The sequence below is a fragment of the Novosphingobium kalidii genome (assembly GCF_040534015.1).
Classification (GTDB): domain Bacteria; phylum Pseudomonadota; class Alphaproteobacteria; order Sphingomonadales; family Sphingomonadaceae; genus Novosphingobium; species Novosphingobium kalidii.
In genome coordinates this window covers 377,588-398,874 of sequence record NZ_JBEWLY010000008.1, presented here as the reverse complement: position 1 = coordinate 398,874, position 21,287 = coordinate 377,588, and the positions used below count along the sequence as shown (strand labels likewise).

Sequence of the window (21,287 nt, the reverse complement as noted above, 5' to 3'; positions counted from 1 at the left end):
CGTGGCGGCAAAGCCAGCTCCTTGAATCTGCGGCGGGGCTGGACTTGCCCAACGCTGTAGACCAGAAGTGGTGAGAAAAAAGAAGGTGGTGACGCTCAGCCGATCGCTGGCTGGCGAGTTCACCAGGGGAGGGATCGATGACCTATCTGTTGGAGCTGAAGCGCGCCTGGAGGCCGCTGCTTGCCGCTACGATCGGCCTGGCAAGCGGCATGTCCATTGTAGGCACCATCACCAGCACGATCGCCCCCACTCTCGTCGCCGATGTCGGGTGGTCGCCGGCAGATTTCGCGATGGTAGGAAGCCTGGCTCTCCTGATGTCGTTTGTCTTCCCGTTCGTCGGGCGATTGGCGGATACGATTGGTGTACGAAAGACCGCTCTCATCGGGCAGGTGACATTGCCGCTGGTATACCTCGCCTATAGCGCGATGGGTGGCGCCCTGTGGGTCTATGTCACTATCTTCGCGTTACAAAGCCTGATCTGTGTGACGACGACCTCCACGGTTTACACGCGCGCGGCCGTGCAGCACGTCGAACATGCACGAGGTCTCGCACTGGCGATCGTGGCGTCGGGTCCGGCTATCGCGGGTATCATTATCGCTCCGCTTTTGAACGCCTACGTCGAGGAATACGGCTGGCGCGCCAGCTTCCAGGTGGTGGCGCTGTTCACCGCCATTGCAGGAGTGGTTACGTTTCTGCTCCTGCCGCGTGACGAAGGCAACAGGGGGGGCACAGCGCCCAAGCGCCGCGCTCGTGAGGATTATCCCTTGATCTTCCGTTCGCCCGCATTCTGGATACTGCTTGTGGCGATGCTGCTGTGCAACTTGCCGCAGACGATCATCCTGGTTCAGCTCAAGCTGCTGTTGCTCGCGAATGGCATCCCGGGCGAAGGAGCCGGAGTGATGTTGAGCGCGGTCTCTGTCGGAATGCTGGCAGGGCGCTTCGTTACCGGTGTCGCGCTCGACCGCTTCAATGTCCATCTCACCTCGTTCGTCGGACTTGCACTGCCAAGCGTAGGCCTCTTCCTCCTCGCTTCATCGCTCGACACGCCGGCGATCATCACCTTTGCAGTGTTCTGCCTTGGCTTCGCATTCGGTGCGGAGGGAGACATCATAGCGTTTCTCGTCGCGCGTCACTTTGGCGTGGCGGTGTACAGCTCGACCCTTGGCTTGCTCACTGCCGCTATGTCGTTCTCGGCCGCGTCCGGCGCCGTGCTGCTGAGCTACACTCTGGCGCAGACAGGAAACTACGATCTTTACCTGACGATAGTGGGTTGTGCAGTGCTGGCTGGCGCAGGAACGATCTTGCTGTTGAGGGGCGGTCGGGAGCCCGATCCCAAAGCGGCTGCGCTGGAGGAGGCCGTCCCTCCACCCGGCGTGGTCGGCACAGGGCAGGCCTGACAGTTGCGCTTGTAGCTGCTGAAAGCAGCTTTAGGCGGCTGCGGCCACCCATTCTACCCGGTCGCGCCCGCTGCGCTTCGCTCTGTAGAGGGCTTGGTCAAGCTTGCTGACGAGTTCCAGCACATCGCCAGGTGCGCGGTCGATGAACTGCGCGCCGATACTGACGGTGGCTCTGATCGGCTCTCCCTGCCACGTCGTGGTTTGCTCAGCGAACACCTGCCGGATCCGGTCTGCGGCAGCTTGGGCATCGCTTTCATTCGAGACCCTTAACAGGAGGCCGAATTCCTCTCCTCCCACTCGACCGATCAGGTCTTCGCTGCGGCAACATGACCGGGCGGCAGCTGCGAAGTCACGCAGTACCTCGTCCCCGGCAGGATGGCCGTGGCAATCGTTGATCGCTTTGAAGTGGTCGATATCGAGCAAAAGAACCGCAAACCCGTAGCCCGACGATGGTGGTTGCATCCCCTTCAAGCGCAAGGCCATTTGGCGCTCGAATGCACGACGATTGAGCAGCCCGGTCAAGCCATCATGGTCCGCAGCTTGCCGAAGCCGGTTTAGGAGGTCGTCTCGCACCGCCATCGCGCTGCTGATGGTCAGGGGAACGAGCACGAGGAATGCGACGGCGACCCGGACTGATACGGTCATGGCCGGAACTGACATATCTTGCCCGATATCAACGAGTTCAAGGCCTAGTACGGTGAGGCATCCTGTCCCGAGGACCATAGTCAGCATGGCAGTCGTTGCGGTAGTGTACGTCAGCGCACATAGGAGAAGTGCCGGCATAGGGAACATGATGCTGCCAGGCCCATCGAACAGCACGGCTGCGACGCAAGACACGGCGAGGAGAACGGCGGGCACGATGGTGTCACGGCTGTTGGTGTGACGCTCGTTGGTATTGCGGGTGTCGCGCAGGCGTGAAGCGGCGGTTCTGATGAACCAGTCACGCGGCAGTGTCAGCATTGCCGGCAGGAAGGTGAGATAATTCACCAGTTCGCTGGCGGGCCATGTCATCAGCGCCTGCAGTGCGGAGCCTTCGAATTCCACCACGACGAGAACCGCACCCGCCCCACCCGCCGCCAAGCAAGCGGGGAGCAGACAGGCGAGGATGCGCAAGACCGAGTGAGTGCGCCGCAGTTGCAAGTCCCGCTCATCCAAACGCATGAGGAGCAAAGTCGCTGCGAGCGTGCCGGCAAGGTTCGCGCTTGCAAAGAAGGCGGCAAGAGAAGGCGTGCGCCCGAAGAGGAGGTCTGCGACGATGAACCCTGCAGCCGCGCCGATCCACCCCGCCGGGCGCATCAGGTGCCGCGCACGTAGCATTACACCTACGAGAACTGCGTTAGCAGGCCACACCGACACGGAGGCCGCGTGGCGCGATGTAAGTCCAAGTAGGCTCGCCACCCACACGATTGCTGCGACGAGCAGGAAAGTCCGGGCTGCGCTCCCTAACCGTGCACCCCGCAAGAAGGTGGCGGAGACCACCGCTGGCTGCGAAGGGGAAGCACTCGGCTCAGCGGAGGAGAACATCGTCGGGCCCATAGCGCATCTTAGTAACGTTTCAGTGTCGAACCCGCTATGCGCCAAAGAGAACTGCACAGCGAGCCTTCGGAGTACGATTCGTGCAACGGTGCGGAACCGAGCGCCCAAGCTGGTTCTCGCGAAGCGTCGCCCGTGTCAGGGTTGGTGTGATCTGTTGATAGCCCCCGCATCCAAAAGCGGAGCGGCGTCGATCGACTGCGCTCCCATGATTTCTCCCAACCGCTCCAGAGCGGCCAAGATCATTGCGCGCTCCCAACCGGGTAGTGCTTCATATCCTTCGCTAAAGCGCGTCTGGAGCAAGTCTGGCGCCTTGTCGATTGTCGCTCTGCCTGCATCCGTCACTTGCAGGATAATCTGCCGCTTGTCGCGAATGCTGCGTTGACGCGTCACCAGCGCGGCGGCCTCTAACCGGTCCACGATGTTTGTGATCGTGGCTTGGCCAAACTGCAGTGCAGCAGAGAGTGCGCTTGGCGTCGTCTCGCCTCGCTGCTCGACCTCTTGCAGTACCAGAAGTTGGGACGGGGTAAGGGTGGTCGCGGCTGCAAGCCTGCGGGTGCCCAGGTCCGATGCACGCAGGATTCGGCGCAGTGCCTTCAAGGCTTCCGTCGTCAGAACGTCGCTCATGACGTCCTGCTATGCCGGAGCGGAAGCTCTGCCAATGCATAATTTGCTTCGGCTGATGAAGCATATTATCTGTCATTCCGGACATCATGGGTTGCGGAATGGCGGAATATGGCCATATAAAGCGCCAACGCAGCAGGGTGTCTCCTGCAGTGCCACGTATAATCGTTCGAAGGATGAATAATCATCGAAGTTCCAGCTAAGACAACGGAGCGGGCGCGCGACTCTGAAGAGCCTGCCCATACTCCCAAGGGTCGCTTCACTTTCCGGTGTCCGCGACCCGAGGATGGCTTCCGCATCGCGTCGCTGATCGCGCGCTGTCCACCGCTCGATACCAACTCGGTCTATTGCAATCTGCTGCAGTGCAGCGACTTCGCCGACACCTGTGTCGTTGCCGAGCGCAATGGAGAGATCCAGGGCTGGATCTCGGGCTATCGCCCACCCTCCGCACCTGAAAAGCTCTTCATCTGGCAAGTTGCCGTCGATGCCGCGGCGCGCGGAGAGGGGCTTGCCGGCCGCATGCTCGACGAGTTGCTAGCTCGTCCCGCCTTTGCCGGCACGACGATGATGACCACCACGATCACCGAAGACAACGCCGCTTCATGGCGCCTGTTCGGGGCATTTGCTCGCCGCCACGGCGCAGAAGTGGCCAAGGTGCCGCGCTTCGAGCGCGAAGTGCACTTCGGCGGGGCCCACGACACCGAATGGGAAGCGCGGATCGCGCCGCTTCCAACCACGATCACGAGCTAAACAGGGAGAATTCCACATGGCTCTTACCGTAAGCCCGAGCGCCGCTGCGCCGGACATCAGCATTTACGATCGCCGCGAGTCCCAGGTTCGCAGCTACTCGCGTTCCATGCCGCGCCAGTTCAATCGCGCCGAAGGCGTGTGGCTTCATGACAGCAACGGCGGGCGTTACCTCGACTTTCTGTCGGGCTGCTCGTCGCTGAACTACGGGCACAATCATCCGGTCCTGAAGCAGGCTCTGATCGATTACATCAGTTCGGATGGCATCACCCACGGCCTGGACATGCATACCGACGCGAAGGCAGAGTTTCTGAGCGCGCTCGAAGACGTGGTTCTGCGGCCGCGCGGCCTCGACTACCGTGCAATGTTCACCGGCCCGACCGGCACCAATGCAGTCGAGGCCGCGATCAAGCTGGCGCGCAAGGTCACTGGCCGCGAGATGATCCTCGCGTTCACTAACGGCTTCCACGGCATGACGCTGGGCGCGCTCGCCTGCACCGGCAATGCCGGTAAGCGGGGCGGCGCCGGCATTCCGCTCAGCCACGTCAGCCACGAGGCGTTCGACGGCTACTATGGGCCGGAGGTTGATACGGCGGCACTGCTGGAGCAGCGCCTGTCGGACCCTTCTAGCGGTCTTGATGCGCCTGCGGCGATTTTGGTCGAGACGGTGCAGGGCGAAGGGGGGCTGAACGCCGCTTCTCCCGAGTGGTTGCGCAAGATCGCGGCCATCGCCAAGAAGCACGGCGCGCTGATGATCGTTGATGACATTCAGGCGGGATGCGGCCGCACCGGCGGATTCTTCAGCTTCGAAGGCATGGGCTTCACGCCGGACATCGTCACGCTGGCAAAGTCGCTTTCCGGAATGGGCCTGCCGTTCGCTTTGACGCTGATCCGCCCGGAACTCGATGTGTGGTCGCCCGGCGAGCACAATGGTACCTTTCGCGGCAATAACCACGCTTTCGTGACTGCCGCTACGGCTCTCCGTCACTTCTGGAGCGACGACGCCTTCAAGGGCGACGTAGCGCGCCGCGGCGCACTGCTGGAGAAGCGCCTGAGCCGCATGGCGAAGGAGCACGGTCTCACCACGCGTGGCCGAGGCATGATGCGCGGCATCGACGTAGGCTCGGGCGAGGTCGCCTCCACTGTGACCAGCGCGTGTTTTGACCAAGGCCTCATCATCGAGACCAGCGGTGCACACGACGAGATCGTCAAAGTACTGGCGCCACTCACAATCGAGGACTCCGTTCTCGATGGAGGGCTCGACATTCTGGAGCAAGCGATCCGGGCAGCGCTTTCGCCCGCCTACGGCGTCGCTGCGTAACAAGGAGAACAATTATGATCGTTCGTGATCTCAAGGAAATCCGCGCATCCGAAAAGAACGTGAAGTCCGACGGCTGGGCCAGCGCCCGCATGCTGCTGAAGGACGACAACATGGGCTTCTCGTTCCATGTCACCACGATGTTCGCCGGAGCCGAACTCAAGATGCACTACCAGAACCACCTGGAGTCCGTGCTCATCCTCAAGGGCACCGGCACCATCGAGGATCTGGCGACCGGTGAAGTGCACGAGCTGAAATCAGGCGTGATGTACGCGCTCAATGAGCACGACCGCCACATCGTGCGTCCCACCACTGACCTGCTGACCGCTTGCGTCTTCAATCCCCCGGTATCCGGCCGCGAAGTCCACGATGAGAACGGCGCCTATCCCGCCGACGTGGATGCAGGCTTTGAGCCTGCGCTGATTGATTGAAAGACCAACAGGGGCCAAACCAATGAATGACAGCTACCCGTCGCGATACGCGGCGACCCCCGAGTTGCTGCCGCGCCATGACCCGGTTGCGTACCGTGCGTGGGAACCAGGAGCGCCGCTCTCCGCAGCGCAAGTGGAGCAGTTCGACCGGCACGGCTACCTCGTGATCGAGGATGTCTTCTCCCAAGAAGAAGTGGCCGCTCTCCAATCGGAGACCGGACGTCTGCTCGCCAATCCTGCCGGACTGGACGAAGAAACCATCATCACCGAGCCAGCGGCTCGCGAGATTCGGTCGATCTTCGCAATCCACCGCCAGAGCAAGGTGATCGAGAGGCTCTCGGCCGACGAGCGGCTGGCGGGGGTTGCCCGGTTCCTGCTCGATGACGAAGTCTACATCCACCAGTCTCGCCTGAACTATAAGCCCGGGTTTCAGGGCAAGGAGTTCTACTGGCACTCTGATTTCGAGACCTGGCATACCGAGGACGGCATGCCGCGCATGCGTGCACTGTCCATGTCGGTGCTGCTTGCCGAGAACACGCCGCACAACGGTCCGCTGATGCTGATCCCCGGATCGCACCGCGTATTCGTCTCATGCGTCGGGCGCACGCCCAGTGACCACTACAAGATGTCGCTCAAGCGCCAGCAGTTCGGCGTGCCCGACGAGGACACGCTGGCTGAACTCGCGCACGAGCATGGCATCGACGCTCCGCTCGGAAAGCCAGGAACCGTCGTCGTGTTCGACTGCAACACGATGCATGGCTCTAACGGCAACATCACGCCGTTCCCGCGTGCGAACGCTTTCCTGGTCTACAACGCGGTGTGTAATCGCCTGGAAGCGCCCTTCGCGGCCGAGGCTCCGCGGCCCGACTTCATCGCCGAGCGGGATTTCACGGCCGTGCGGGTTCAAGCAGGATCACTGGCGGAGATGGCGGCATGAACGGACACAGCGTAGAGAAGATCGGCGGCACATCCATGGCCGCCACGTCGACCGTGTTCGACAATGTGCTGATTGCCGGGCGCAGCGGACCAGCCCTCTACAACCGGATCTTCGTCGTTTCGGCTTATGCAGGCATGACCGATCTGCTGCTGGAGCACAAGAAGACGGGCGTACCGGGGGTTTACTCCAGTTTCGCAGGAAACGACGCGGAGTCCTGCTGGCGCGAGGCGCTGGAAAAGGTGCGCGAGGCTATGCAGCAACGCAATGCCGACATGTTCGCGCGCGCGAACAGCCTGGCCGAGGCAAATGCCTTTGTCGATTGCCGTGTGCAGCAGCTCAGCGACTGTCTCGCCGATCTTGACCGGCTTCGGGCGCATGGCCGCTTCTGCCTGAAAGAGCAGCTCGTCACCATGCGCGAGATGCTCGCGGGGCTGGGAGAGGCACATAGTGCCCACTCCACCGCTCTCTTGCTGCGCGATCGCGGCGTGAACGCGGTCTTTGTCGATCTGACCTTGTGGAGCCACGAAGACCTTGCGTCGCTCGATAGCCGCATCCTCGAGGCGCTGAAGCCGATCGACTTGGCGACGCAAATGCCGATCGTAACTGGCTATGCGGGCTGCGAAGGCGGAATGGTGAAGCGTTACGCACGCGGATATTCCGAAATGACCTTCTCGCGCATTGCTGTCCTCACCGGCGCACGCGAGGCGATCATTCACAAGGAGTTCCACCTTTCGAGTGCCGACCCTAAGCTCGTCGGCGTCGACAAGGCCCGTAAGATCGGCCGGACAAACTACGATGTGGCCGATCAGCTGGCGAACCTTGGCATGGAGGCGATCCATCCGCGGGCCGGGCGTGGGTTGCGGCAGGCGGAAATCCCGCTGCGCGTGCGCAACACCTTCGATCGGCTGGACGAGGGTACGCTGATTTGCGGAGACTACGTCACCAGCAAGCCTCGCGTGGAGATCGTAACCGGGCTTCGGGCCGTCCATGCGCTGCAGTTTTTTGAGCAGGACATGGTGGGGGAAAAGGGCTTCGACGCGGCCATTCTCGACGCCCTCACGCGGCATGGGGCATGGATCGTCAGCAAGTCTTCAAATGCCAATACCATCACACACTATCTCTCTACCGACGCAGAGACGGTGGCGCGCGTGATCGCGGAGTTGGAGGACACATATCCGGGCTCCGCCATTACGACGCAGCCGGTGGCCATGGTGTCAGTCATCGGCAGTGACATCTCCGAGCCTGGGCTGGTTCCCCGCGCTCTGCTTGCCTTGGATAAGGCGGGTGTGGAGATGATCGCGATGCAGCACCAGATCCGTAACGTCGATGTCCAGTTCATCGTTGAGCGCTCGCGCTTCGACGATGCGGTTCGGGCACTGCACGAGGCTCTGGTGGACGCCGGTCCCGGAGAGACGGCGCGCGCCGCAGCGTGACGTCGTGCCAGGACCGATTCAGCCGTCAGATCGTTACCTGATATGCTGACTGCAATCCTGCCCGTACGAAGCCTGTTGCTCGCCATCTTCATGCTAATGGCGGGCGGCGGCTTCCTCTCGACGCTGGTGAGCGTCCGGCTCGAGAGAGCGGGCAGCAGCGCGGTGTTCATCGGTCTTGTCGCTACGGCCTATTTTGCCGGATTGGTGACGGGATCTCTCCGCGTGCCTCAGCTCGTCCGGCGAGTGGGCCACATCCGCGCCTTCGCCGCGTTCGTGGCGCTGCTTTCCGCCAGCACGCTGACATACGCCGTCCACCGAGACCCGCTGCTGTGGGGCGTTCTACGCTTCATCGACGGCCTGTGCGTCGCAGGTGTGTTCGTGTGCCTGGAAAGCTGGCTCAACGAACGCGCCGAGGGCGCAACCAGAGGCGCTGTGCTGGCCGGGTACATGATCGCGCTCTATTTGGGACAGGCGATTGGCCAGTTCCTGCTCAACCTGAGCGAAACCAAACCCTCGATGCCGTTCCTCGTCGCTTCGATCCTCATTTCGCTATCTGCCATTCCCGTGGTGCTTACGAAGATTTCGGCGCCGCCGCCTGACGACGGGGCAGCCTTGCCCGTCCGCGCTCTCTATTCCGCCTCACCGCTCGGCATCGTCGGCGCCACGGTGACAGGCTGGATGCTCGGCGCCTTTTACGCGATGGGGCCGGTTTTCTTGCGCCGGCTTGGTATGGACTTGTCCGCCACGGCTCTGTTCATGAGCGTCGTCATCATGGGTGGTGTCGCGCTGCAATGGCCGCTGGGTCGTCTGTCTGACCGTTTCGATCGCCGGAAGATCATCGTCGTCGTTCTCGCCGGCGCCCTGCTTGCCAGCCTTGGCATCGCTGTCGTGGCAACCCAGGGGCCTGTGCTGCTAATTCTCGGCGCGCTGTTCGGCGGCTTGAGCTTCGCGCTCTACCCGTTGTGCGTCGCTCATACCAACGATCACCTCGCTCCCGACCAGCGCGTCGCCGCCAGCGGTGGGTTGGTCCTGCTCTACTCCGTCGGTGCCGCCGCGGGCCCTATGGCCGGCGCAGCGGCGGTTACCGTCGCCGGGGCTTCGGGGCTGTTCTACTTCATTGCCCTATGTGCCGGCGGCACTCTGGCGTTCGCGTTTTGGCGGCAGCTGCGGGCGCTGCCCGTGCCCCTTGAACAGCAGCAGAGCTACCAGGTTCTGCCTCGCACCACGCCACTCGCAGCCACGCTGGACCCGCGTGCCGAGGAAGAGAAGGAAGTGGCATGACGTCCCTGCTGAACAACCCGCCGCTCACTGGCGCGGACGTTCCCATCGGCCACCCAGAAGCGGTCCCCGCCTCGGTGCTGAGGAGGGCTATTGCCGCCTCGGCGCTCGGCAATGCGACCGAGTGGTTCGATTACGGCATCTATGCCTACGGCCTCACGTATATTTCGGCGGCGTTGTTCCCGGGGGAGGCGGAGGAGGCGACGCTGTTCGCCTTGGCGACCTTTGCCATTTCCTTCCTCGTGAGGCCGCTTGGCGGCTTGTTCTGGGGGCCTTTGGGAGATCGCTATGGACGCAAGTCGATCCTGGCGCTCACCATTCTCATGATGTCCGCCGCGACCGTCGCTGTCGGCCTGATCCCTTCCTATGACAGCATCGGCTTCTGGGCGCCCCTGCTACTGGTGGTCCTGCGCATGGTGCAGGGATTTTCCACCGGCGGAGAATACGGCGGTGCGGCGACCTTCATGGCCGAATACGCTCCGGATTCGAAGCGCGGCTTTTGCGGCAGCTTTCTGGAGTTCGGCACGCTGGCGGGTTTCTCGTTGGGCGCTCTACTCATGCTCGGATTTTCGCTGCTGCTTGGCGAGGAGGCGATGCACGAGTGGGCCTGGCGAGTGCCGTTCTTCGTGGCAGGGCCAATGGGCCTAGTCGGCATGTACTTGCGCTCGAAGATGGAGGACACGCCCGTGTTCCGAGAAATCGAAGCGCATCATGAGACTGAGACGGCTGCCTCTACCGAGCTTCGACACCTGATAACACGCTACCGGCGGCCGCTCCTGGCGATGGGTGGATTGGTGGTGGCGCTTAACGTGGTGAACTATACACTCCTGAGCTACATGCCGACATACCTGCAGCGCAGGCTGGGCCTGTCACCGGATGCAGCCTTGGTCGTGCCGATCGTTGGCATGCTGTTCATGATGGTGCTAGTGCCGTTTGCCGGAGCGCTGTCTGACCGGATCGGGCGTAAGCCGATGTGGTGGTTCTCGCTTATCGGCCTGTTCGTCAGCGCCGTGCCGCTCTACCTGCTCATGGGAAGCGGGATCGGCGGAGCAATCTTCGGGTTCGCAGCGCTTGGGCTTCTCTATGTGCCGCAACTCGCAACGATTTCCGCCACGTTCCCGGCGATGTTCCCGACACCCGTGCGCTTTGCCGGCTTTGCGATTGCTTACAACGTGTCGACCTCACTGTTCGGAGGGACTGCACCGGCGTTCAACAGTTGGCTGGTCGGTACTACCGGAAATCTGCTGATGCCGGCTTACACGATGATGGCCGCTTGCGTGGTTGGTGCCGTAGCGCTCTGCTACACGGAGGAGAGCGCGGGCAAGTCGCTGAGGACCGTAACGTAAGGACGGACCTAGGGCGTGCAGCCGGTGCGCGTGCACGGCTCCTGCGGCGGAACAATCGGGGAGCCGACGGTATACCCTTGTGACCAGATGCTGAACAGGGGTGAGGCACGCATGTCTTCCAAGCCGATTGTCCTGATTACCGGCGCGGCCGGGAACCTAGGGCGTTCACTCGCAGGAGCGCTGAGTGATCGCTACACCATCGTCGGCCTCGACAGGTCGACAAGCGGTACCGACTACCCACTCTTTGAGGTTGATCTCTCCGACGAGAAGAGCGTGCGCGAAGCGCTAGCTCAGTTTCGTCAGGATCATGGCGGCGAGATCGCCAGCGTCCTGCATCTGGCAGCGTTTTTTGACTTCAGCGGCGAGGACAAGCCTCAGTATCGGGCGGTCAACGTCGAGGGGAGCAGGAACCTCGTGCGCGCTTTGCGCGATTTTGACGTGGAGCAGTTCGTCTACTCCGGCACGATGCTGGTACATGCCCCCGGACGTCCAGGAGAGCGCATCGACGAGACGACTCCGATCGAGCCGGGCTGGGCCTATCCCAAGTCCAAGGCGCAGGCCGAGGATGCCATTCGCGAAGAGCGCGGAAACATGCCGGTTGTGTTCCTGCACTTGGCCGGTGTCTACGACGAGAAAACCTCCGTTCCCACTTTCGCCCACCAGATTGCTCGCATCTACGAGCGGGACTTCCAAAGTCACCTCTACTCCGGAGACACGGATGCAGGCCAGGCGATGGTGCACCGCGAGGATATGATCGACGCGTTCGTGCGAACCGTAGACCGGCGCAGGCGGTTCGAAGGTGAAACGGTCATCCTGGTCGGTGAGGAGGACGCGATCGGCTATGCTGATCTCCAGGACCGCCTCGGCTGCCTGCTCCATGGCGAAGACGATTGGGCCACGATCCGCATGCCCAGCGCTTTGGCTGGAGCGGGAGCGTGGGCTCAGGATAAGGCAGAGCCGATCGTCCCCGATGCGCTGGATGGCGGTGAGCGACCGTTTATTCAGCCTTTTATGACGCGAATGGCCAGCGATCACTATGCGCTTGATATCACGCGCGCCCGCAACCTCCTGGCTTGGGAGCCAAAGCATAGCCTTGCCAATGACTTACCGGCGATAGTTTCTGCGTTGAAAGAAGACCCCGCCGCCTGGTATTTGGCCAACAAGATCAACCCTCCTCCCTTCGTGGAAGAAGCGCGGGAAGCTGGACGCGAGCCCGAAGCTCTTCGCGCTCAGTACGAGGTCACGCGGCGTGAGCAGCATGCCGGCAGCCGGTGGGCGCACTTCACCAACATGGCGCTGGGCCTGTGGATCATGGTCCAGCCGGTAATCGTCGAGGTGACGGAGCCGCCGCTCTTCTGGGCCGAGGTTGTGCTTGGCGCCGCGCTGATCCTGTTCGCCTTCCTGTCGCTCTCATGGCAGCTGACTTGGGCTCGCTGGGCACAGGCAGGAGTGGCGGCTTTGCTGATGGCAGTACCGTTTCTGTTCTGGACGGAGAACCCGGCTGCCTTTCTTTCAGATACGCTGGTAGGCGCCTTCGTCTTTGGTTTAGCCGTCGGCACCCGGCCTGAACCTGGCACGTCCATCCTGGCCAGCATGACCGGTCCTGACGTTCCGCCGGGCTGGTCGTACAATCCGTCGACATGGACCCAACGTATTCCGATCATTTTCCTGGCGCTGATCGGCTTGCTGGTTGCGCGCTATCTCACGGCCTATCAACTTGGCCACATCAGTTCCGTATGGGAACCGTTCTTCCCGGGGTTGCCTGAGGATCCCACGAAGAACGGAACCGAAGCCATTATAACTTCTTCGGTTTCTGAGGCGTTCCCTATCCCTGATGCGGCCCTCGGCGGCTACACCTATGCGCTTGAGATCGTAACCGGCCTCGTCGGCTCGAGGGCCCGCTGGCGGACGATGCCTTGGCTGGTGTTCCTCTTCGGGCTCATGATTGCCCCGCTGGGTGTGGTTTCGATCCTCTTCGTCATCATTCAGCCGGTCATGATTGGTACCTGGGCCACGCTCACGCTCATTGGCGCGGCGGCGATGCTGATCCAGATACCGTACTCGCTCGATGAGCTGCTCGCGACGTTGCAGTTCGTCCGGCGGCGGTCGCGAGCAGGGCGTCCGTGGCTTCGCGTTTTCCTGTTTGGCGATACCGACGAAGGATCGCGTGGCGAACGCAAAGATGAGTTCGACCAAGGCCCCGGTGCCGTGCTCAGGGACATGTGGGCGGGAGGCGTCAACTTGCCTTGGAACCTCGTACTTGCCGGATTGGCAGGATTGTCGCTGCTGTTCACGCGTCTGACGTTCGACGCCGAAGGGGCGATGGCGGACGCGGATCACATTATCGGCTTCCTTGCACTTACGGTCGTGTCGGTTGCAGCAGCAGAAGTCGCGCGCCCGGCCCGTTATCTGCTGATACCGCTGGGGCTGGCCCAGATCGCAACGCCGTTTCTGTTTGGTGCGGAGACGGTTCACACCGTGGGCAGCGTGGTGATCGGGGTAGCGCTGATTGCCCTCAGCTTCCGCCGCGGTGGCATCTACGAGCGTTACGGAAGCTGGACTCGTTTTATCGTGTGAACCACCTCTATGAAGCTGCCGAGTCCTGCAACGCCGAGACCACGAGAGGGGCCACGTTCTGCGCGATGGTGTCGATGCCCTTCGCGTTGGGGTGGACACGATCCGGCAGCATCATGGCCCTGTCGGTGATCACGCCCTCCAGGAAGAAGGGGTAGAGCGTGGCTTCGTATTGCGTTGCAAGATCTCGGTATATCGCGTTGAAACGGCTGGCATAATCCTCCCCCATGTTGGAGGCTGCGATCATGCCAGTCAGCAATATCGGGATACCTCGACTCTTCAGTTCTTCGCAGATGGCGACGAGATTGCGGCGCGTTTCGGCAGGGTCGATCCCCCGCAGCATGTCGTTCCCGCCCAGGTTGACCATCACCAAATCGGGCTTGCGCTCCAGACCTTCCAACGTGAAGGCGAGCCGCCTCTGGGCCGCGGCAGTCGTGTCTCCGGATACTCCGGCGTTGCGCACGTCGGCTGCGAAGCCGCGTGCTGCCAGGGCTTGTTCAAGCTGCGCGGGGAAACTCTCCTCTGGAGCCAGTCCGTACCCCGCATAGAGGCTATCTCCGAAAGCGAGGACTAGCCTTGTGTCGCCCTGCGGCGCCAGTGATCGCGTAGCCCCCGCCTTCTTCTGAGGGGCTTCGGAGCCTATCCGGTCGGCGGAATTATTCTCCTTCGAACACCCGGTCAGCCCTTGGAGGAGGAACACCGTGCCTGCATATAGGACGAGCATTTTAGTCACGGGTGTTTCTCCAACGATGTCGATCGATATGGCTGCGGATATCGCAATCCGCGCACGCGATGTCACCCTGAGCCTGGGTACACGGGAAGCTCCCACGGAAATCCTCAAGAGCATCGATCTCGACATCGCGCGCGGAGCGAGCGTCGCGATTCTTGGGCCCTCGGGCTCGGGCAAGTCGTCGCTCATGGCGATCCTGGCTGGTTTGGAGCAGGCGAGCGGCGGAACGGTAACGGTGGCGGGTGTCTCCTACGCCGATCTGGACGAGGACGGACTGGCGCGCGCGCGGCGGGGGCGCATAGGGATTGTTCTGCAAGCTTTTCACTTGTTGCCGACGATGACAGCGCTTGAAAACGTGGCCGTTCCGCTGGAACTGGCTGGCGCTGCCGATGCTTTTGCGCGGGCGGAAACGGAACTGCACGCGGTGGGCCTTGGTCACCGGATGAACCATTACCCCGTGCAGCTTTCCGGCGGTGAGCAACAGCGGGTGGCGATCGCGCGGGCCGTAGCTCCGCGGCCTGGTATTCTGTTTGCAGACGAACCCACCGGCAACCTTGATGGCGCGACCAGCGGTGCGATCGTCGATCTGCTGTTCGAGCGCCAGCATGATGCTGCGGCAACTTTGCTCATCATCACGCACGATCCAAAGCTGGCGCAGCGTTGCGGGCGCGTTCTGGAGATGCGCGATGGCCGTATCGTTTCGGACACCGGCACTTGAGCACGGCAACAGCTGTCCGGGCGGCGCTGGGCTGGCGCGCCAGCTGGCGGATCGCGCGACGTGATCTTCACGCGGGTTTCCGCGGCCTGCGCCTTTTGCTCGTATGCCTGTTCCTGGGCGTCTGCACACTGGCGACGATCGGCAGCCTGACGACCTCGATCACAGCAGAGCTGACCGCACGTGGGCGAGTGCTGCTGGGCGGCGACGTCGAGGTGTCGATGACGCAGCGTCAGGCTTCTCCAAAAGAGCGCGCCGCGCTTGCCACACAGGGCGAGGTGAGCGACACCATCCGCCTGCGCGCCATGGCACGACGCGTGCGAGAGGCTGCCGGGGCCCCCGATGCGGTGCTGACCGAGCTCAAGGGCGTTGATGCCCGCTATCCGCTCTACGGCGAAGTCACGCTCACAAATGGGCGCTATAACCTCCTGGCCGCTGATGAGGTGGTGATCGACCGCGCCTTGGCGGACCGGCTGCTGCTCAGCCCCGGTGACTTTCTCCGTTACGGCGAGGCCACGTACCGCGTGGTCGACACAATTGCAGAAGAGCCTGATCGCGTGGGCGAGGGCTTCACGTTGGGACCTGTAGCTCTTGTGTCCATGGCGGGGATGCAGCGAGCCGGCCTGCTCAGTCCGGGCGCGCTATACGAAACCAAGTACCGCATCCGCCTTGCCTCCGATGAAGATCCCGAAGCTGTCATCGAGCGGCTGAAGGCGCGTTTCGGCGAGGCGGGCTGGGAGTACAAGGATCGGGGACGCGCGGCACCGGGAGCTGTGCGCTTCTTCGAGCGGATGGGACAATTTCTCTCCCTGATCGGTTTGTCGGCACTGGTTATCGCCGGGATTGGCGTGAGCAACGGGGTCGCTTCGTATCTCACGCTGAAACGAGGCAGTATCGCCACGTTCAAGATCCTGGGCGCCAGCTCGGTCGATATCGCGCGCATTTACCTGCTGGAGATCGGCACTGTGGCGCTGCTCGGAGTAGGGACTGGAGTGGTGGCAGGAGCTATACTGCCCGCGGCTCTTGTGGCGCTCGTTCGCGATCTCCTGCCGGTTGCGCCGGGATTCAGCGTGCATCCATTGCCTCTTGTCACCAGCGCCATCTACGGTCTGCTGATCGCCTACGCATTCGCGCTGCCTCCGCTCGCGCGCGCCCGCTCGCAGCCTGCGGCAGCTCAGTTTCGCGGCGGGGTGGAAGCGTCGCCCAAGATCGGGCTCCGCGACTGGCTAGGCGTAGCCATAGCAGGTACGCTCGTTATCGCACTTGCGCTCGGCACTGCGCGCGAGCCCTTGTTCGCAGCCGCAGTGCTCGGCGCCGTCGCCGCGGTGCTGCTGATGCTGCTGGCTATCGGTGTTGCGATCCGTGCTGTGGCTGCGCGCGTACGGCGTCCTCGGCGGCCGCTGCTGCGGTTGGCGCTGACGAACCTTCATCGGCCCGGCGCACAGACCGTGGCTCTTGTGATCGCGCTTGGGCTTGCTCTCACGCTGTTTGTCACTCTGGCTGCCATCCAGACCAGCCTGAGCAGCGAAATTAGCAACGCCGTCCCTGCGCGTGCGCCGAACCAGTTCGTGCTGGATATCCCTTCTGATGAGCGCGAACGGTTCGTGGACGTGGTGCGCGGTGAGGCCCCCGAGGCGCAGTTCAACATCGTGCCGTCGCTGCGCGGCACGATTACCGCCTATGGAGGGCAGCGGGTTGCAGACCTGGAGCGCTTGCCCGAGGGAGCCTGGTTCCTGAAGGGCGAACGCGGCGTGACTTACGCCGAGACACTGCCGCAGGGCAGTGAACTCGTCGCGGGTGAATGGTGGGACAGCAACTACACCGGCCCGCCGCTGGTCTCGCTTGATCGGGAGGCAGCGGACACCCTCAAAATCGGCATCGGGGATACCCTCACCGTGAGTGTTCTCGGGCGTGCAATTGAGGCACGGGTTGCCTCGTTGCGTCAGGTCAACTGGGACACCATGGGCTTCAACTACGTGCTGGTCTTCTCACCCAACACGCTGGCTGCTGCGCCGCACAGCCTGACGTCGACAATCGACATCGATCCGGCGCACGAAGGCGCCGTCTCCCGAGCATTGCTTGCCGCGTTCCCTTCCGCTTCGATCATCGCGGTGAGCGAAGTACTGAACCAAGTGCGCACAATCCTTGACCAAATGGCGACTGCAATCCTGCTCTCCGCATCAGTAGCGATCCTGGCAGGTATCGCTGTGCTGGTCGGCGCCATCGCAGCTTCGCGCCAGGCCCGCACCTATGACAGCGTCATCCTCAAGACGCTGGGCGCAACCCGCTGGCAGATCCTGGCGGCCCAAGCGCTTGAGTACGGGATCTTGGCGGGGGCGCTCTGCATCCTTGCGCTTGGTCTGGGTGTGTTGGCCGGGTGGTATGTCATTGTCGGAGTTTTCGAGTTTCGCTGGACGCCTGATTGGAGCGTAGTCCTCTCGACGCTGGCTGGTGGAGCGGTACTGACGCTTGGTATCGGTGTGCTGGGTTCGCTGCCGCTGCTCGGCACCCGCGTCGCGACCGCCCTGCGGCGGCTCTGAGCGGCACGTGGAGCGGTTGCGCTTAGGAGCAGTCCCCTTGCGGCAGCAAGGAAAGAGCGCGTCTCAGGAACGATTGAGGGGGTGCGGCATTATCCGCTCGCGCGAAGCACTCGCTGGCGCACGGAGTGAGGCGAGCGCCTTTGAAGTGCGGCGCCCGTGTTCTTCATGAGAGGCAGACGATGAGCAGCACCGGCGTAGCTAAGCTCCAGGCTCAGGATTTTCGCAATCCGGCGATTCTGCTTTCTGGCCAAGTCGACTACCAGATGTATGCCAGCTTCAGGCAGAAGCTTGAAACGGCTCCTGCAGAGGGCCTCGTTGCCATTGAACTCACTACCCTGGGAGGTGATCCCGAGGTTGCCCGTGTCATGGGTGAGGACGTGCGCTTCCACAGCGACCTAGAGCCGCAGCGACGGTTTGTCTTTTTGGGCAAAGCGGCGGTCTACTCTGCCGGCACCACGTTCATGAGCTTTTTCGCCCGGGAGAACCGTTATCTCACACGCGGCACTCGGCTGATGATCCACGAGCGCAAGATGAACACCCGGTTGCACGTGGAGGGTCCTTTGACTCAGTGCATCGCAGGGTTGGAAGCGACTCTGAACGAGATTCGGGAGTCCATCGCGATCCAGAACGAAGGTTTTGAAAACCTGATCCGGGGATCGCAAGTCACCATGGAAGAGCTTCTCAGGCGAGCGCCGACCAATTGGTATGTCGAGGCTCAGCAGGCGCGGGACCTTGGACTTATCTCTGAAGTGCTTTGACTTGCCGCGTTCTCTCAAGCGAACGGCCTGATCCGAGTTGCGAACACCGATACGGCGAGACCAAACTTATCGTTGTAACTCATGTATGTAGCGTGTCCATTCGGAACCTTCATTGCCACGGTTTGTTCTTGATTTGCTATCAGGACAGGAGTGGAGCGACATGCATGCGGTGACGGAAGTTGACCGGGAAGCTGCTGAAGAGCTGAGGGTGTTGCTCGCCGATTTGTCCGGTTTCTGGTACAATCCCGACGACACCGGACCACTCTGCGCCGCATTGGCGCGTCACCGTGTTCAGAGCGAGCTTCGCATGCTCGAGAAGATCAGCCAGGCCGGTCTGCTCGCGATACCCGGGGAGAGGGGGCAGGGAGAGTCTGATTCCCTGACTGCTCCTGCGTTTGACATCCGAACCCGGCGCCGGCTTCCCAACGCTCTCAACAGATGACGCCCGGCACGCTGCACCGCAAGCTGTTCTGTTAGGCAGCCATTCGGTTTGCGGCCAGGAGTTGTTCGAACTGCTGTGAAGGGAGAGGCGCGCTGATCAGGTACCCCTGCGCCATGTCGCAACCGGCCATGCGCAGGAACTGCAGGCATTCCTCGGTCTCGACGCCTTCGGCGACCACTTTGACACCGAGTTCGTGCGCCATGTCTATAGTAGAGCGGACGAGTACGGCATCGCTGCGGTTCTGATGCGCATGCTCGACGAAGCTGCGGTCGATCTTCAGTTCGTCCAGGGGCAGCTTTTTCAGATAGGTCAAGGTGGACTGGCCGGTGCCATAGTCATCAACCGAGATGCCGATGCCCCATCCCTTGAGGGCGAGGAGCGCCTCGGCAGCGCGGTCCGGTGCAGTCATCGCTGCGGACTCGGTGACTTCGAATATAAGCCGATGAGGATCTACGCCCCCCTCCTGGATGACCTTCTTGAGTTGGGAAAGGAACTCCGCGGACTGCAGCAGAAGCGCTGACACGTTCACCGCAACCTGTAGGGCTGGATCCGTGACCATCCATGCTTTCAGGTCGGCAATCGCTCTGCGCACGACAAAGATCGTGAGGTTGGCGATGCGGTCGGACTTTTCGAGAACGGGGATGAAGTAGTCCGGGCGCAACGGTCCGCGCGTTGCATGCGTCCAGCGGACGAGGGCCTCGGCACTGGTGATGCGCCCGCTCGCGAGATCGAGCTTGGGCTGATACACGACGGAGACATTGCCATAGGTCAGGGCGCTATCCAGATCGCCCAGAAGCGACAACTCTTCCTCCGCAACGGCAGAATCAGTTTCGGCGTGGATATGGAAAAGCTCGCCGTTAGAAAGCGCCAAGTCGGCGGCGAGCGCTGCGTTGTCGATGGTCTCTGCCTCTGAGCCCATGACGCCATGAGCATAGCCGATCGCCAGGGAGGCATCCACTCTGCGACCGCCCGCGTCGACGGGGTTCAGCATGATCGCTCTGATCCGCTCACACAGCAGGGGTATATCGCGGGACGAAACCGTGACGCGCCAAGCCAGAACCCGATCCTCCACGCGGAAGATCGTGGCGCCTGATTCCAGAACGCTGATCCGGTCGCGTATCCGCATGAGGAGCTGCGTCATGCCCTGGCGGCCCAAAGTCGCGAGGGCCTTATCGTATTCGGTGATCCGCGCAGTCACGACCCCGAAGCTCTCGTGCTCGCCAAGTGCGGTGATCAGCGCATGGCTATTAGGCAGGCCTGTCTGCTCATCATGGGTGCGCTTCTCGGCCGCCCAGCGTCTGACACGCATGGCCGTCGCTCCGGCGACGATCGTTAGGAGCGCGACGTAAGCGGGAACCATCGTAAACTCATATCCGGCACTCGCCGCAGGGATCGTAAGAGCGAACAAGCCGACCGACATCAGCAATACCGCGAATAGGAACCTTTCCACTTTCCTTTCACGCAGCAACAGCCAGCCCAGCGTCCATGTCAGGACCAGGGGAATGGCCCAACCTGCCTCCGAGGGCACGCCCTGCAGCAATGTGAGCGTCGCCAGTGCTTGAATAACGACACCAGACACCACCCCGAAGCGGGGGACAGCGTAGCGGTCGCCCAACTCGATGGCCGTCGCGCCGATCAAGACATGTTTGCCGCGAAATTCGCCGTTGTTGAATCGTCCGTTCATGACGTCCACGAAGCTGTGGCGCGGGATGGAAGCGGGGTTGATCGAGAAGTCGATCGGGAAAGCTGTGCCTGCAGTGCCCCGCATGCCGGCGGTGATCGCCGCAAGCGAGGGCCGAGGGACCCCAGCGGTGATCTCCCCGATCGGCGCCTTGCGCACGGCGCCTCCCGGTTCCGGCCGAATGCTGACCGTAGCGGCTTGGGAGTGCTCTCTCAGCGCGGCTATTGGAAGGGAATCGATGTAGCTGCCGCGGCCGGTGCCACTAGGCTGCCTGAAGGTGGGGAGGATCACTCCATTGTTTGCTCTGGCCAGCGCCCGGGCGAACAGTGCGTCGTCGCGGGCATTCGATGGCGTCGAGAAGTCGACGTCGAAGACGATTGATGCGGCGCCCGACTGTTGGAGCCGGTCCACGAGGGCGGCGTAGTAGCGGCGTGGCCAGGGCCAGTGGTCGATGGCGCTGATCGATCGCGCGTCGATCTCGACGAGATGAACCTCACCGCTACTGTCTTGATCGCGGACGGCGTACCGCAGATCGGCAAAAGCGTGCTCGAGGCTAGTGCCTGCACCAGTTAACCCAACGAGGACACCGAAGAAGAGGGCGAGAGTAAGGGTTGACGCACGCCACCGTGAGATCAGCCGGGCTCTGAACGCTATGAGACCGTTCCGCATGCTGACCGTGATATCGGGCAAAGACTAACATCCCGTCACAGCCAGGTTAGCTGACGGATCTGTTTGCCGTTTCCCTTCCGTCCGCGAGACCTGTTTCGCGCGGAAAGCGTGCTTCAGCGCGCAAGAGCGCAGCC

Annotated in this window: 17 protein-coding genes; 13 read left to right on the top strand and 4 right to left on the bottom strand. The window is 62.3% G+C overall.

The window, feature by feature from the left end; all coding sequences use genetic code 11:
* Positions 1-137: 137 nt before the first annotated feature.
* Positions 138-1,397, top strand: a complete 1,260-nt coding sequence (locus ABVV53_RS05080; RefSeq protein WP_353983293.1) for an MFS transporter — start codon at positions 138-140, stop codon at positions 1,395-1,397.
* A gap of 30 nt (positions 1,398-1,427) precedes the next feature.
* Here ABVV53_RS05080 and ABVV53_RS05075 read toward each other — a convergent pair whose 3' ends face one another.
* Both ABVV53_RS05075 and ABVV53_RS05070 read right to left on the bottom strand, forming a co-directional pair.
* Complete coding sequence (locus ABVV53_RS05075; RefSeq protein WP_353983292.1) at positions 1,428-2,933, bottom strand: GGDEF domain-containing protein; 1,506 nt, start codon at positions 2,931-2,933, stop codon at positions 1,428-1,430.
* A gap of 135 nt (positions 2,934-3,068) precedes the next feature.
* Positions 3,069-3,557, bottom strand: a complete 489-nt coding sequence (locus ABVV53_RS05070) for a MarR family winged helix-turn-helix transcriptional regulator (RefSeq protein WP_353983291.1) — start codon at positions 3,555-3,557, stop codon at positions 3,069-3,071.
* 183 nt (positions 3,558-3,740) lie between these two features.
* On the opposite strand from ABVV53_RS05070, the gene ectA reads away from it, so the two are divergent.
* The 8 genes from ectA to ABVV53_RS05030 all read left to right on the top strand — a co-directional run bounded on the left by ectA (position 3,741) and on the right by ABVV53_RS05030 (position 13,621).
* The gene (ectA, locus tag ABVV53_RS05065; protein WP_353983440.1) at positions 3,741-4,304 is read left to right on the top strand and encodes a diaminobutyrate acetyltransferase; all 564 of its coding nucleotides are present in this window, start codon (positions 3,741-3,743) and stop codon (positions 4,302-4,304) included.
* Positions 4,305-4,320: 16 nt separating this feature from the next.
* Complete coding sequence (gene ectB / locus ABVV53_RS05060; RefSeq protein ID WP_353983290.1) at positions 4,321-5,622, top strand: diaminobutyrate--2-oxoglutarate transaminase; 1,302 nt, start codon at positions 4,321-4,323, stop codon at positions 5,620-5,622.
* 14 nt (positions 5,623-5,636) lie between these two features.
* Positions 5,637-6,050: an ectoine synthase gene (locus ABVV53_RS05055; protein WP_353983289.1), complete on the top strand. Its 414-nt coding sequence runs from the start codon at positions 5,637-5,639 to the stop codon at positions 6,048-6,050.
* A 22-nt stretch (positions 6,051-6,072) separates the two neighbouring features.
* Positions 6,073-6,987, top strand: coding sequence for an ectoine hydroxylase (thpD, locus tag ABVV53_RS05050; protein ID WP_353983288.1), 915 nt, complete (start codon positions 6,073-6,075; stop codon positions 6,985-6,987).
* A complete protein-coding gene (locus tag ABVV53_RS05045; protein WP_353983287.1) occupies positions 6,984-8,420 on the top strand; it encodes an aspartate kinase in 1,437 nt (478 codons plus the stop codon). Before thpD ends, ABVV53_RS05045 begins: the two co-directional genes overlap by 4 nt.
* A gap of 42 nt (positions 8,421-8,462) precedes the next feature.
* Positions 8,463-9,701, top strand: coding sequence for an MFS transporter (locus tag ABVV53_RS05040; RefSeq protein WP_353983286.1), 1,239 nt, complete (start codon positions 8,463-8,465; stop codon positions 9,699-9,701).
* A complete protein-coding gene (locus ABVV53_RS05035; protein WP_353983285.1) occupies positions 9,698-11,044 on the top strand; it encodes an MFS transporter in 1,347 nt (448 codons plus the stop codon). The genes ABVV53_RS05040 and ABVV53_RS05035 overlap by 4 nt, the downstream gene beginning before the upstream one ends.
* 111 nt (positions 11,045-11,155) lie before the next feature.
* Complete coding sequence (locus ABVV53_RS05030; RefSeq protein ID WP_353983284.1) at positions 11,156-13,621, top strand: NAD-dependent epimerase/dehydratase family protein; 2,466 nt, start codon at positions 11,156-11,158, stop codon at positions 13,619-13,621.
* Positions 13,622-13,628: 7 nt separating this feature from the next.
* On the opposite strand, the gene ABVV53_RS05025 is transcribed toward ABVV53_RS05030, so the two are convergent.
* Positions 13,629-14,342: an arylesterase gene (locus tag ABVV53_RS05025; RefSeq protein ID WP_353983439.1), complete on the bottom strand. Its 714-nt coding sequence runs from the start codon at positions 14,340-14,342 to the stop codon at positions 13,629-13,631.
* Positions 14,343-14,379: 37 nt separating this feature from the next.
* Between ABVV53_RS05025 and ABVV53_RS05020 the strand changes: the two genes are divergently transcribed.
* The 4 genes from ABVV53_RS05020 (at position 14,380) to ABVV53_RS05005 (ending at position 18,803) form a co-directional block, all read left to right on the top strand.
* The gene (locus ABVV53_RS05020; protein WP_353983283.1) at positions 14,380-15,066 is read left to right on the top strand and encodes an ABC transporter ATP-binding protein; all 687 of its coding nucleotides are present in this window, start codon (positions 14,380-14,382) and stop codon (positions 15,064-15,066) included.
* The gene (locus ABVV53_RS05015) at positions 15,063-17,603 is read left to right on the top strand and encodes an ABC transporter permease (protein WP_353983282.1); all 2,541 of its coding nucleotides are present in this window, start codon (positions 15,063-15,065) and stop codon (positions 17,601-17,603) included. Before ABVV53_RS05020 ends, ABVV53_RS05015 begins: the two co-directional genes overlap by 4 nt.
* Positions 17,604-17,782: 179 nt before the next feature.
* Positions 17,783-18,361: a peptidase S14 gene (locus tag ABVV53_RS05010; protein WP_353983281.1), complete on the top strand. Its 579-nt coding sequence runs from the start codon at positions 17,783-17,785 to the stop codon at positions 18,359-18,361.
* 160 nt (positions 18,362-18,521) lie between these two features.
* Positions 18,522-18,803 carry a hypothetical protein gene (locus ABVV53_RS05005; RefSeq protein WP_353983280.1) on the top strand — a complete coding sequence of 94 codons (282 nt, stop codon included), beginning with the start codon at positions 18,522-18,524 and terminating at the stop codon, positions 18,801-18,803.
* 31 nt (positions 18,804-18,834) lie between these two features.
* On the opposite strand, the gene ABVV53_RS05000 is transcribed toward ABVV53_RS05005, so the two are convergent.
* Positions 18,835-21,174 carry a putative bifunctional diguanylate cyclase/phosphodiesterase gene (locus ABVV53_RS05000; protein WP_353983279.1) on the bottom strand — a complete coding sequence of 780 codons (2,340 nt, stop codon included), beginning with the start codon at positions 21,172-21,174 and terminating at the stop codon, positions 18,835-18,837.
* Between the last annotated feature and the right edge of the window lie 113 nt (positions 21,175-21,287).

Coding starts and splice junctions, on each gene's coding strand:
- ABVV53_RS05005 (WP_353983280.1), top strand. CDS start 18,522: ATGCATGCGGTGACGGAAGTTGACCGGGAAGCTGCTGAAGAGCTGAGG.
- ABVV53_RS05035 (WP_353983285.1), top strand. CDS start 9,698: ATGACGTCCCTGCTGAACAACCCGCCGCTCACTGGCGCGGACGTTCCC.
- ABVV53_RS05070 (WP_353983291.1), bottom strand. CDS start 3,557: ATGAGCGACGTTCTGACGACGGAAGCCTTGAAGGCACTGCGCCGAATC.
- ABVV53_RS05025 (WP_353983439.1), bottom strand. CDS start 14,342: ATGCTCGTCCTATATGCAGGCACGGTGTTCCTCCTCCAAGGGCTGACC.
- ABVV53_RS05020 (WP_353983283.1), top strand. CDS start 14,380: ATGGCTGCGGATATCGCAATCCGCGCACGCGATGTCACCCTGAGCCTG.
- ABVV53_RS05010 (WP_353983281.1), top strand. CDS start 17,783: ATGAGCAGCACCGGCGTAGCTAAGCTCCAGGCTCAGGATTTTCGCAAT.
- ABVV53_RS05040 (WP_353983286.1), top strand. CDS start 8,463: ATGCTGACTGCAATCCTGCCCGTACGAAGCCTGTTGCTCGCCATCTTC.
- ABVV53_RS05045 (WP_353983287.1), top strand. CDS start 6,984: ATGAACGGACACAGCGTAGAGAAGATCGGCGGCACATCCATGGCCGCC.
- ectB (WP_353983290.1), top strand. CDS start 4,321: ATGGCTCTTACCGTAAGCCCGAGCGCCGCTGCGCCGGACATCAGCATT.
- ABVV53_RS05075 (WP_353983292.1), bottom strand. CDS start 2,933: ATGGGCCCGACGATGTTCTCCTCCGCTGAGCCGAGTGCTTCCCCTTCG.
- ABVV53_RS05055 (WP_353983289.1), top strand. CDS start 5,637: ATGATCGTTCGTGATCTCAAGGAAATCCGCGCATCCGAAAAGAACGTG.
- thpD (WP_353983288.1), top strand. CDS start 6,073: ATGAATGACAGCTACCCGTCGCGATACGCGGCGACCCCCGAGTTGCTG.
- ABVV53_RS05080 (WP_353983293.1), top strand. CDS start 138: ATGACCTATCTGTTGGAGCTGAAGCGCGCCTGGAGGCCGCTGCTTGCC.
- ABVV53_RS05030 (WP_353983284.1), top strand. CDS start 11,156: ATGTCTTCCAAGCCGATTGTCCTGATTACCGGCGCGGCCGGGAACCTA.